This window comes from Streptomyces sp. NPDC088350 (genome assembly GCF_044753545.1).
In the GTDB taxonomy this organism is placed as follows: Bacteria; Actinomycetota; Actinomycetes; order Streptomycetales; family Streptomycetaceae; genus Streptomyces.
Window position 1 is genome coordinate 298320 of sequence record NZ_JBIVNL010000001.1, and the last position, 12142, is coordinate 310461.

Sequence of the window (12142 nt, forward strand, 5' to 3'; positions counted from 1 at the left end):
CGGCTGACGCCCACCTCGGGTTACCCCCGGTCACCCCGTCCACCGACCACCCCCCTCGCACACGCCGGATCGTCACAACTCCGGCGTGCGCCTTGTCTTCCCTCCTCACGACCCCGGGCGTACCTTGACGGCCGATCTGATGTGCCGTCAGGAATGGCGGTCGGGAATGAGGGGACCGTGTCGTACCAGAAACGAACCGCAGCGCTCGCGTCCGTCGCGGCCCTGGCCGGCTCGGCGGTATTCATGGCCGCCCCCGCAGCCGAGGCCTCCGTCGTCAATGTCGACTACAAGTGCCAGACGCCCATCGGCGTCAAAACCGCCGTCTCGCCGATCGACATCAAGGGTGTCAAGAGCGGCAGCGGCTACAAGCTCACCATGTCCTGGCAGAAGGGCGTCTCCTCCAGCCCCGTCGAACTCGGCAAGGGCGCGATGAGCCCGAGCGCCACCATCAGGCTGGGCGGCGCGGACAACGGCACCGTCTCGGTGTCGGGCCCCGCCAACCAGGCCGCGATCCCCGCCAACACCCCCATCAAAATCAACGACTTGACGGGCACGTACACCCCGAAGGCGTCCGGCAAGGTCACGTTCACGGCGGCCGTCCTCACCATCAAGGCCCTCGGTACGACGACGACCTGCACCCCCACCAACAGCCCCGGCCCGTCCCTCACGCTGAACGTCACGGCGGCGAGCGGCTCATCCGGCTCCACCAGTTCCGGCACGGGTACGGACTCCGGCGGCACGCTCCCGAAGACCGGCCCCGACGACTCGGTCATCGCCCTCGGCACGCTCGGCGGCACGGTCCTGCTCGCGGGCGCGGCGGGCACCCTGTGGCTGACCCGGCGCAACCAGACGGCCCGCGCCCGCCGCTGACAGCCACCCCGTAAGCCCGCTGGAGCCGCCCATGCTGTCGTCGACCGCCCGTGTCCTGGGCCTGTCCCTCCTCGCCCTCCTGACGGCCGCGCCGACCGCGACGGCCGCCGGGGGATGGTCCCTCGCGCCCGCGGGCGGCGGACGCCCGACGTTCTACGCGGAGGGCGACCCCGGCACGACCCTCCAGGACACGGTGTCCGTGACCAACCCCACCACCCGGCCGGTCACCGTACGACTGCACGGCACAGGCGTCCCGATCACCTTCGCCAGCACGGGAGTTCGGGTGCCGGCCCGCACCCGGGCGGACATCCCGTTCACCGTGAACGTCCCTGCGACCGCCACCCCGGGCGACCGCACCGGCACGATCGTCGCGCGGGACGCGGAGGGCCGACAGGCGACGGTACGACTCCAACTCCACATCACCGGACCGAGGTTGTCCGCCCTGACCATCGAGCACGTGGCCGTCCGCGGCGACCGCATCACCTACGACCTGGTCAACCGCGGCACGACACCCCTCACCCCGAAACTGGCCGTCCACGTCACCGGAGTCCTCGGCACGCTCATCGACCACCCCGCACGCACCCTCCCCGTCCAACTGCCCCCGGGCACACGCCTGAAGCTCACCGAGCCCTGGCCCGGCCGACCCGCCCTGGACGCGGTCGACATCCACCTCACGGTCACGGCGACGGGCGGCGCGCACGCCACGGCGACGGTGTCGGCCCGGTTCGTGCCGTGGGCCGCGGTGGCGGGGATCGGGGGAGCGGCGGCTGCCGGAGGCGTCCTGTTTCTCGTACGACGAGGTCGGCGCCGTAGGGACGACGATGGTCGAGCGACCGAACGCCCGTGTACGGAAGTCGAGTTGACGGGAGCGGTGACGTGAGCGGCAAGGTGCGGATTCCGGCGCTGGTGGCGGTGCTCGCGCTGCTTCTGCTGCCGTTGGCGGGGACGACGCCTGCTGTCGCCGCGGACGGCCCTGCGGTCAGACTCTCCAAGTCGCAGGCGGGGGCGGGCGGTTCGCTCACCGTCTCCGGCAGCGGCTGGCGGGCGCACGCCCTGCTGATGGTGCTGATCTGCGGACAGGCCACGCCCGCGCGCGGCGTGATCGGCGGGACCAACTCCTGTGCGAACGCGGACGGCAGGGCCGTCACGACCGACGCCAAGGGCGTCTTCAGCAAGAAACTGCCGGTGTCCGAGCCGCCGGTGCCGTGCCCGTGCGTGGTGCATGTGGCGACGGTGACGGGGGCGAGCGCGTCGGCGGACGCGGTGTTCCAGGTAGCGGGCCATGCGGTCGAACCACTCCCGGCGGAACCGTCGACCGGACGGCTGTCGGTCCTCTCCGACACCCGGCTGGACGGTTCGAACGGCCTGTTGACCTGGTTCGGGGCACCCCCGTCCCGCACGCTGGTCTTCACCGTCGGCAACGCGGGCTCGTCCCCCGTCAAGAACCCGGTGTTCCAAGTCGGCACCTCCCACGGGGTGTTCGCGCCGCAGTGGGACGACCAGCAGTTCAACGGCACGATCGCGCCCGGCGGCAAGGCGGAGATCAAACTCCCCGTCGAACTGTCGGCCGGAGCACACGGCGACTACACCGTCTCGATGAAGTACGGCGGCCGGGTACTCGCCGAGGAGCCGTGGGGCGTGGGCCGCCCCTGGGGCGTGACCCTGTTCTGGATCCTGGTCTGCGTGGTCGTACCGGCGGCGCTGTTCCGCGTCGGAATGGCCGTCGTGGACCGGATACGACCGCGCCGCGCGGGCCGCAGCACGGGCCCGCCCCGGCACCGGAGCCTGCGCCTGCCCACCCAACTCGCCCTGCGCATCCCGAAGTTCGGCACGGCAGCCGCGCAGGAAGCAACAGCATCCCCGACTTCGACCCTGCCGTGGTTCACCCCGGACTCCGATCCGGGCACGGCCGGCCGGCTCTCCGCACCGCACGACGACAGTCCGACGAGTCCCACGACTCCCACCAGGAAGGGTCCTACGTGAGCAAGCGAAGGAGAGTCATACCGGTCGGCGGACGGAGAGTGAGCGCGGCGGGCGCCGCGTTGATCCTCGGCGCCGCGGGCGTCCTGCTCGGCGTGAGCGCTGGTTCCGCGCAGGCCGCCGAGGTGTCGTACGCGACGCACTGCGTGCCGCCCGCGGGCATCACTCCCGTCGACGGCACCACGAAGGTCGACATCACCGCGCCTGCCACGGCGAAGGTCGGCGACACCGTCACCGTCGTGTGGAAGTTCACGCAGGCCGCGTCGAAGAACCCCGACATCGTCGACCTCAAGGCCAACTCCGTTCAGCCGTCCGGGACGTTGAAGGCGGCCGGCGCCCAGACCGCGAACATCGCGATGCAGGGCCCGCGCGAGAACCCGGCGATTCCCAAGGGCGCCGCCATGGTCCTGTCCAACATGAAGGGCACCCTGAAGCTGACGACGGCGGGGACGGTGACGCTGACACCGGACGCGTACACGGTCAACGTGCTGAGCACGGACACAGTGTGCACCCCGACGCAGACCGTGCCGTCGGCGGCGACGATCGCGGTGACGGCGGGGGACGGCGGCTCGGCGAGCACGTCCCCGACCCCGTCGGACTCGACGTCGGCATCGGCGTCGGTATCCGCCTCGGAGTCCGCGTCGCCCAGCGACTCGGCGTCCGCATCCACATCCGCGTCCGCATCGGCGAGCGCCAGCCCAAGTGACGGCACCGGGACCGGTCAGACGGACTTCACGGGCAAGGAGGTCTCCGTCCCGTACGCGTGCAAGACGCCGCTCGGTGACAAGAGCGCGACCTCGGTCGTGCAGATCAACGCCACGAAGAACGGCGGGAGTTACGACCTCACCGTGCAGTTCAAGAAGTCGGTGATGGACAGCCCGGCCGACATCCCCGCGGACTCCGTGAAACCGTCGATGGAGGTCGTCCTGGGCGGCGCCGACAGCGGCACGGTCCACGTGGAGGGCCCCACGAACTCCGCCGTCATCAAATCCGGCGACCCGATAGAGATCCCGGACCTCACCGGCACGTACAAGCCCGGCGCGAGCGGCTCGTCGACACTGGCACCCGGAGTCCTGACGATCGAGGCCCTCAGCACGAAATCGATATGCACGCCGACAAAGTCCGAGGTCTCACTCACCCTGGACACCACCGAACAGGCGAGCGGCGCGTCCGGAAGCTCCTCCACATCGACCTCCGGCGGCTTGGCGGAAACCGGCTCCAACTCCCACGGTGGCCTCAAGGCTCTCGGCCTTGTCTCCGGCACGGCGATCCTGTTGGGCGTGGCGGTGTTCACGTTCATGCCGGGGCGGAGGCGACTGCGCTAGCCAGGCGCGGGTTGGCCGCCCGCTTCTTTGCCAGTGTCGGGATTGCGTGAGCCGAGTAAAGGGCGCTCCGCTGCGCTGCGCGTCGCCTGCGGCGATGACCCTTCGGGTCACCCTTGACTCGTCTCACGCAATCCCGGTGGAGAAGCGAGCGGGCGGCCCGGAGGGATGGGTGGCCAGGCGGGTAACCCGTGGGGTGGGCTGTGCTGCGGGCCGGGGTGGTGGGGGCGCGTTCGCGTCTCGCCTGCACGCCGGGTGGGCTTAGCGGCCAACGCCCGGTGGGGACACCCGCATCGGGGGGATGCAAGTGGTGGGCGATGGGCGATTGGTGGTGGGCGATGGGTGGTGGGTGGTGGGTGGTGGGTGAATTGGCAGATCCGGGCCACGGGGATCGGTCAAGGCTCCGGGCCGTTCGCGGATGGCGGTGGGGTGGTGGGGTGGTGGTCTGGGTGGCGGCCCGCATCTGCCCCGTTGCCACTCCGCCCGGGGCTCACTTTGCCGCTCGCCCCCACCCCCTACCGCCGCCTACCCTCTGCAGGCTGGGGTCATTTCTAACCGCTCACACGGCATGCGAGTGGTTAGTCCAGCACCCAGCTTCCAGCACCCCCCCGCCACCCCGACCTTCTCCCGCCCGCCCCCACCCACTCGCGGTTGGCCGCTAAGCCGGCCCGGCGTGCTGGCGAGACGCAGACGCGCGTCCATCCACTCGCGGTTGGCCGCTGAGCCGGCCCGGCGTGCTGGCGAGATGGGAGTGCGCCCCACGGCGCCGGGCGGCGACGTAGCTCAGGCAGGGGGATTCCTGCCTGGGCCCTCGTTCTTTCGGGCCGCTCGCTCGCTTCTCTCGCGGGCTGGAGCGGGCCGAGTCAAGGGTGGAGCGCAGCGGAATCGGCGTAGCCGACGCGACCGTAGGGAGCGCCCTTTACTCGGGGCGTGGAAGCCCGACACTGGCTAAGAAGCGAGTGGCCCAACGGTCACTTCGTGGTCGGGGGTGGGGAGTCCCACGGCCGTAGGGTGCTCCGCATGAGCATCATCGGGGTTGGTATCGACGTGGCCGAGATCGACCGGTTCGCGGCGTCGCTGGCACGTACGCCTGGGATGGCCCAACGGCTCTTTCTGGAGAGTGAGTTGTTGCTGCCGAGTGGGGAGCGGCGGGGGGTTGCCTCCCTCGCGGCGCGGTTCGCGGCCAAGGAGGCGCTTGCCAAGGCGTTGGGGGCGCCGGCCGGGCTGCACTGGACGGATGCAGAGGTGTATGTCGAGGGCAGTGGGCAGCCTCGGTTGCGGGTTACGGGGACGGTTGCGGCTCGGGCGGCTGTGCTGGGGGTGCGGTCGTGGCATGTTTCGTTGAGTCATGACGCGGGGGTGGCTTCGGCGGTGGTGATCGCGGAGGGGTGAGAGGGGGAGAGGGCGGGGAGAGGCGGGGAGAGGGGGGAGCTTTACGGCTTCGGCTTTGGCCTTGTTCTTGTTCCTGCCCGCGCCACTCGCGGCCGCCCGGGTGCGGTCCCGGTCGCCTACGGGGCAGACTCGACCGCATGCGTACTGCGTACAGCGTCGAGACGGTAAGGGCAGCCGAGCGGGAGTTGATGGCGCGGCTTCCGGACGGGGTCCTCATGCAGCGTGCCGCCGCCGGACTGGCCGTCGCCTGCGCCCAGTTGTTGGGGCGGGTCTACGGCAGTCGGGTCGTGCTGCTGGTGGGGAGTGGGGACAACGGGGGCGATGCCCTGTACGCGGGGGCGCGGTTGGCTCGGCGCGGGGCCTCGGTCGTGGGTGTGCTGCTGGCGCCCGAGCGCACTCACGCCGGCGGGCTTGCCGCGCTGCTTCGCGCCGGGGGGCGTACCGTCGCGCCGGGTGATGCCGAGGAGCCGGTTCTTCGTGCCGATCTCCTCCTCGACGGGATCGTCGGGATCGGGGGGAGGGGCGGGTTGCGGCCGGACGCCGCGCGGCTGGCGGGGCTTGCCTCGGATTCCCGGGGCGTTGTCGTCGCCGTTGATCTGCCGAGTGGGGTAGAGGCGGACAGTGGTGAGGTGCGGGGGGCGGCTGTGCGGGCCGATCTCACTGTCACCTTCGGGGCTCATAAGCCCGGGTTGTTGATCGATCCTGCGCGGGAGTACGCCGGGTCCGTGCGGCTCGTCGACATCGGGCTCGGGGGTGAACTGCCTGACGAGCCCGCGTTGGAGGCGCTTCAGCATGCGGATGTGGCGCGGCTGTTGCCCGTGCCGGGGGCCGCGAGTGACAAGTACCGGCGTGGGGTCGTGGGGATCGCCGCCGGGTCCGGGCGGTATCCGGGGGCGGCTGTGCTTGCCGTCGCCGGGGCGTTGCGGGGTGGGGCGGGGGCCGTGCGGTATGTCGGGCCGGCCTCGGATGCGGTGATCGCTCGGTTTCCTGAGGTGCTGGTGTCGGAGGGCGGGCCGCTCAAGGCGGGGCGCGTGCAGGCGTGGGTCGTGGGGCCGGGGGCGGGTGATGATGCCTCGACCGTGGCGGATGTGGTGACCGCCGATGTGCCTGTGCTCATTGACGCGGACGGGTTGCGGTTGGTCGATGCGGATGCCGTGCGGGGGCGTATCGCGCCGACGCTCATGACTCCGCACGCGGGGGAGGCCGCCGCATTGCTCGGGGTGGCGCGGGAGGAGGTCGAGGGGGCTCGGCTGGAATCCGTGCGGGAGTTGGCGGGGCGGTATGGGGCGACGGTTCTTCTCAAGGGGGCGACCACGCTTGTTGCCGACTCGGGGGGCGGGGCGGTGCGGGTGAATGCGACGGGGACCGGGTGGCTGGCTACGGCGGGAAGTGGGGACGTGTTGTCGGGGCTCGCGGGGTCCTTGCTGGCGGCGGGGCTGTCGGCGTTCGACGCGGGGAGCGTGGGGGCGTATCTGCATGGGCTGGCGGGGAGGTTCGCTGCGGACGGGGCGCCGGTGGGGGCGCACGATGTCGCGGAGGCGGTGCGGGTCGCCTGGCGGGATGTGCTGGGCTGATTTTCCTCGCCCCCGCCGCCCCTACCCGTCCCGTCACCAGGGGGCTCCGCCCCCTGGACCCCCGTCGGTCCTGAAGGGGCCTCGTCCTCAAACGCCGGACGGGCTGATACCGAACGCTCGTCAATAAGGGTGACCCCTCCGCGCGGCACCTGTGTCCCGTCGTATCGCCGCGTTTCTCTGATCGCATGATCAGTACACGAATCGCGTACAGAAGCATCGCGGTGCTGCTCACCGCGGTGATCGCCCTCCCCGTCGGGGCCGGGACCGCCGCCGCCGACGGGCCGGTGCCGCCGGCTGGCGGGCCCGGTGAGACCGAACTCGTGCCGGGTGTGCCGCCGGGGCCGTATCAGCCGTGGCAGATCGACACACCCGATCAGGCGCTCGCGCCGAAGGTCTACACGCCTACCGCCGAAGAAGACCGGGTCGAACCTAGGGACGCCGCCGCGGGGACGTACGCGCTCGTCGAGTACGTGCCGATCGGGGACGCCGTCGCGAAGGTGACGTGCAGCAAGCAGACCGGGCCGTACCAGCGGGGCGTGGAGCGGTGGTTGAGGCTGAAGGTGGACGGCAGGCAGTCGGGCGCCGACTGCAAGGCCATCCGGGCGTTTCAGAAGAAGCAGGGGATCAAGCCCGCGATCGGGTTCGCGGGGCCTGTGACCTGGGCGCGGATGCAGCTGATCGCCGCGAGGAAGAATCCGAACGCGGCCGGGAAGTGTCCCGTCCGCTCGTACCGGGTCGCCTGTGTCGATCTCGATCGGCAGCTGACCTGGGTGCAGAAGGGGAAGAAGGTCGTCTTCGGGCCGGTGCCGATGCGCAGTGGGCGCAGTGGGCATGTGACCCGGGGTGGCTGGCACAAGATCTACTGGAGGCACAAGAATCATTGGTCGACGCTCTACAACAGCCCTATGCCGTATGCCCAGTTCTTCGACGGCGGCATCGCCTTCCACGCCGTCTACGGCAGCATCTACACCACCGTCGGCTCCTGGGGCTGCGTCAACCTGCGGCTGGCCGACGCCCGCAAGCTCTGGGGCGTGCTCAAGAAGGGCGACCGTGTCTATGTGTGGGGACGCCGGCCCGGCTGATTCATCCCTGAAACGAGGAGGGCTCAGAGGGGTGTCAGTCCCCTCTGAGACACTGGGGGTGCCATGAACGAGACAGCAACTCAGCCCACCGCACCGCTGCGCGCCCGCGCCGAGATCGATCTGGGCGCCCTGCGGGCCAATGTGCGGGTCCTGCGCGCCCTCGCGCCGGGCGCGGCCCTCATGGCCGTCGTGAAGTCGGACGCGTACGGCCACGGGGCCGTGCCGTGTGCCCGCGCGGCCGTCGAGGCGGGGGCGACCTGGCTCGGTACGGCCACGCCCGAGGAGGCCCTCGACCTGCGGGCCCGTGCCGGGCTGCCGGACGGGGTGCGGATCATGTGCTGGCTGTGGACCCCGGGCGGGCCCTGGCGGGAAGCGATCGAGGCCGGTCTCGATGTGTCGCTGAGCGGGATGTGGGCTCTGCGGGAGGTCGTGGACGCTGCCCGTGCGGCTGGGCTCCCCGCGCGCGTGCAGCTCAAGGCCGACACCGGGCTCGGGCGCAACGGGTGTCAGCCGGGCGACGACTGGGCCGAACTCGTCGGTGCGGCCCTGCGCGCGGAGGCCGAGGGGCTCGTCCGGATCACCGGGCTCTGGTCGCACTTCGCCTGCGCCGACGAACCCGGGCATCCCTCCGTCGACGCCCAGCTCGCCCTCTTCCGCGAGATGGTCTCGTATGCGGAGGAGAGCGGTGTGCGGGCCGAGGTGCGGCATATCGCCAACTCGCCTGCCACGCTCACCCGGCCCGACTCCCACTTCGATCTCGTCCGTACCGGCATCGCCGTCTACGGCATCTCGCCCAGCCCGGAGGTGGGGTCCTCGGCCGACTTCGGGCTGCGGCCGGTGATGTCCCTGAAGGCGTCCGTCGCCCTGGTGAAGCAGGTGCCGGGCGGGCACGGCGTGAGTTACGGGCATCACTACGTCACCCCGGGACGGACCACCCTCGGCCTCGTCCCCGTCGGTTACGCGGACGGTATCCCGCGGCACGCCTCCGGCACCGGGCCGGTACTGGTCGGCGGCAAGTGGCGGACGGTCGCGGGGCGGATCGCCATGGACCAGTTCGTCGTAGACCTGGGAGGGGACGAGCCGGAGGCCGGTGCGGAGGCGATTCTCTTCGGGGCCGGCGACCGCGGTGAGCCCACCGCCGAGGACTGGGCGCAGGCCGCGGGCACCATCGCGTACGAGATCGTGACCCGCATCGGAACACGCGTTCCCCGCGTCTACGTCAATGAGGTCGTCGTCCCCGAGATCCTCGGGTATGAGGAAGACGACGTAGCGCAGGGTCTTGACGTGAAGAGGAGCGGCACGTGAGCGAGAGCAGCGCGGAGGCGGTCGCCGCGGTCGCCTCCGCTGCCACGGGGGTGGCCGGCAACTGGCGGAAGGCGACCGGTATCGCGGGCGCCGCGATAGGCGTGATCGCCGCCGGTGCCGCGGCCGGTGTCGCCATAGAGCGGATGACCGTCGGGCGCGGTATGCGCGAGCGGGCCCGGCTGGCGCTCGACTCCACCGGGCCGTACGGGTCGTTGCGCGGCACCCCCGGTACGGCGCGGGCCGACGACGGCACCGAGCTGTACTACGAGGTCGACGACATCGAGCCGGAGGTCGCCGTCACGCCCAAGCGGCGGCGGCTGTTCGGGCGCAAGGCCCCGGCTCCGGTCACCGTCGTCTTCAGCCACGGCTACTGCCTCAACCAGGACTCCTGGCACTTCCAGCGGGCGGCCCTGCGCGGGGTCGTGCGGACCGTGCACTGGGACCAGCGGAGTCATGGGCGTTCCGCGCGCGGGGTCGCGCAGCTGGAAGACGACATGCCGCTCACCATCGACCAGTTGGGCCGCGACCTGAAGGCCGTGCTCGACGCGGCCGTGCCGGAGGGGCCGATCGTGCTCGTCGGGCACTCCATGGGCGGCATGACGGTGATGGCGCTCGCCGACCAGTACCCGGAGCTGGTCCGTGACCGGGTCGTCGCCACCGCGTTCGTCGGTACGTCCTCCGGGCGGCTCGGCGAGGTCAACTTCGGGCTGCCCGTGGCCGGGGTCAACGCGGTGCGGCGGGTGCTGCCCGGGGTGCTGAAGGCGCTCGGACAGCAGGCGGCGCTGGTGGAGCGGGGGCGGCGGGCCACCGCCGATCTGTTCGCCGGGATCATCAAGCGGTACTCGTTCGCGTCCCGGGACGTCGACCCGGCGGTCGCGCGGTTCGCCGAGCGGATGATCGAGGGCACGCCCATCGATGTCGTCGCCGAGTTCTATCCGGCGTTCACCGACCACGACAAGACCGCCGCCCTCACCCACTTCAAGGACATGCCGGTGCTCGTGCTGACCGGGATCGGCGATCTCGTCACGCCCAGTGAGCACAGCGAGGCCATCGCCGACCTGCTGCCGGACGCCGAGTTGGTGCTCGTGCCGGACGCCGGGCACCTGGTCATGCTGGAGCACCCGGAGGTGGTCACCGACCGCCTCGCCGACCTGCTCACCCGCGCGGGTGCGGTGCCGGCAGGGGCTACGGTAAGCGGCTATGGAAGCACCAGCAGCACCGCACGACGCGGCTGAGCCCCTGTCCGTATCGATCACTGTCAACTCCCCCGAGCAGATGCGGGAGTTGGGACGCCGCCTCGCCAAACTGCTGCGCGCGGGCGACCTCGTGATGCTCACGGGTGAGCTCGGCGCCGGCAAGACGACACTGACCCGGGGACTGGGGGAGGGGCTCGGGGTGCGGGGGGCGGTGACCTCCCCGACCTTCGTCATCGCGCGCGTGCATCCCTCGCTGGGGGACGGGCCGCCGCTCGTCCACGTCGACGCGTATCGCCTCGGCGGCGGGCTCGACGAGATGGAGGACCTCGACCTCGATGTCTCGCTGCCCGAGTCCGTGATCGTCGTGGAGTGGGGCGAGGGCAAGGTAGAGGAGCTGACGGACGACCGGCTGTCGCTCGTGATCCACCGCGCCGTGGGGGACACCACGGACGAGGTACGACATGTCACCGTCACCGGGCTCGGTGCGCGGTGGGCCGCGGTCGAACTGGGTGTGCTCGGCGCCTGACCGGGTGACGCGGGGCGGGTGGGTTCCGACAAGGTGTCGGCAAGATGTTGCGTTCGGGGTCTCGCACGTGGTCACATGGTATCCAGTACGTAGTTAGGTCTACCTAACTACGTCTGCCCCAGGCCCCGGGAGGCGTCCATGTCGGCTTCGTCGGCTTCACAGAACCAGGACCGTCCGCAGCCGCGTGTGTTCGCCGGGGTGTCGATGCGGGAGTTGTTGGCGGCGGGGGCTGCGGCGAAGGCGGTCTCGACACCGCCGCGCGCACCGGAACCCGTGGAAACACCGGCCGAGCAGCGCAAAGCGGCCTAGCCGCCCAGTGGCCTAGCGGATCACCACGACCGACTGGCCGATCGTCGCGAACTCCCACATCGCCGCCCCGTCCTCGACCGACTCACGGATGCCGCCCGACTTCACCGTGGGATCCGGCTCCCGCGTCGCGCCGCTCACCGCCGCGCTGAAGCCGATCGCGATGCCGCCCGTGTTGGTGAAGCGGACGACGTGCTGGATGGGGGTGCCGTCGGTGCCGGTGATCGCGTTCGAGCGGGACGTGACCGCGTAGGAACCCGTGGCCGGGTCCACCGTGCCGGGGGTGACCTTGAACGTGCGGTTGACCTTGTTGTTCTCGGCGACCAGCCACACCCGGTCGTCGTCGACCGAGTACACGACCCGCTCGCCCTTGCCGGAGGCGGGAGGCAGCGCGGCGGGGTTCTTCCTGTCCCGGGGTGCCTTCGAGGTGGCGATCGCGGGCGAGGCGCTCGCACGGGCCGTGTCCCCCAGCCCGGCGGGGACGCTCGCCGACGCCTGATAGGCGAGGAAACCGACCGCGGCGACCGCCGCCGCGGTGAGCCCGGCCACGATTCCCGAGCTGCTGCCGGCCATCGGCGCCCACCTCCGT

The 12142-nt window shown here is 71.2% G+C and carries 12 protein-coding genes; 11 read left to right on the forward strand and 1 reads right to left on the reverse strand.

What is annotated here, in order from left to right; translation table 11 throughout:
- Window positions 1-177: 177 nt before the first annotated feature.
- The 11 genes from ACIQBL_RS01400 (at window position 178) to ACIQBL_RS01450 (ending at window position 11556) form a co-directional block, all read left to right on the forward strand.
- Window positions 178-870, forward strand: coding sequence for an LPXTG cell wall anchor domain-containing protein (locus ACIQBL_RS01400; RefSeq protein ID WP_401935544.1), 693 nt, complete (start codon window positions 178-180; stop codon window positions 868-870).
- A gap of 34 nt (window positions 871-904) precedes the next feature.
- Window positions 905-1750 (forward strand): hypothetical protein, encoded by an 846-nt coding sequence (locus ACIQBL_RS01405; RefSeq protein WP_401936983.1) that lies wholly within the window; start codon window positions 905-907, stop codon window positions 1748-1750.
- A complete protein-coding gene (locus ACIQBL_RS01410; protein WP_401935545.1) occupies window positions 1747-2853 on the forward strand; it encodes a hypothetical protein in 1107 nt (368 codons plus the stop codon). The genes ACIQBL_RS01405 and ACIQBL_RS01410 overlap by 4 nt, the downstream gene beginning before the upstream one ends.
- Window positions 2854-2891: 38 nt before the next feature.
- Complete coding sequence (locus ACIQBL_RS01415; protein WP_401935547.1) at window positions 2892-4175, forward strand: hypothetical protein; 1284 nt, start codon at window positions 2892-2894, stop codon at window positions 4173-4175.
- Between the two features lie 1017 nt (window positions 4176-5192).
- Window positions 5193-5564, forward strand: a complete 372-nt coding sequence (locus ACIQBL_RS01420) for a holo-ACP synthase (RefSeq protein ID WP_401935549.1) — start codon at window positions 5193-5195, stop codon at window positions 5562-5564.
- 137 nt (window positions 5565-5701) lie between these two features.
- A complete protein-coding gene (locus ACIQBL_RS01425) occupies window positions 5702-7138 on the forward strand; it encodes an NAD(P)H-hydrate dehydratase (RefSeq protein WP_401935550.1) in 1437 nt (478 codons plus the stop codon).
- Window positions 7139-7323: 185 nt separating this feature from the next.
- A complete protein-coding gene (locus ACIQBL_RS01430; RefSeq protein ID WP_401935552.1) occupies window positions 7324-8220 on the forward strand; it encodes a L,D-transpeptidase family protein in 897 nt (298 codons plus the stop codon).
- Between the two features lie 63 nt (window positions 8221-8283).
- A complete protein-coding gene (gene alr, locus ACIQBL_RS01435; RefSeq protein WP_401935554.1) occupies window positions 8284-9525 on the forward strand; it encodes an alanine racemase in 1242 nt (413 codons plus the stop codon).
- Entirely contained in the window at window positions 9522-10760 is a 1239-nt protein-coding gene (locus tag ACIQBL_RS01440; RefSeq protein ID WP_401935556.1) for an alpha/beta fold hydrolase, read from the forward strand. The genes alr and ACIQBL_RS01440 overlap by 4 nt, the downstream gene beginning before the upstream one ends.
- Window positions 10726-11247, forward strand: coding sequence for a tRNA (adenosine(37)-N6)-threonylcarbamoyltransferase complex ATPase subunit type 1 TsaE (gene tsaE, locus ACIQBL_RS01445; protein WP_401935558.1), 522 nt, complete (start codon window positions 10726-10728; stop codon window positions 11245-11247). The genes ACIQBL_RS01440 and tsaE overlap by 35 nt, the downstream gene beginning before the upstream one ends.
- A gap of 138 nt (window positions 11248-11385) precedes the next feature.
- Window positions 11386-11556 (forward strand): hypothetical protein, encoded by a 171-nt coding sequence (locus tag ACIQBL_RS01450; protein ID WP_401935560.1) that lies wholly within the window; start codon window positions 11386-11388, stop codon window positions 11554-11556.
- 12 nt (window positions 11557-11568) lie between these two features.
- Here ACIQBL_RS01450 and ACIQBL_RS01455 read toward each other — a convergent pair whose 3' ends face one another.
- On the reverse strand, window positions 11569-12126 hold the full coding sequence (locus ACIQBL_RS01455; RefSeq protein WP_401935561.1) for a hypothetical protein: 558 nt from the start codon (window positions 12124-12126) through the stop codon (window positions 11569-11571).
- Window positions 12127-12142 lie beyond the last annotated feature (16 nt).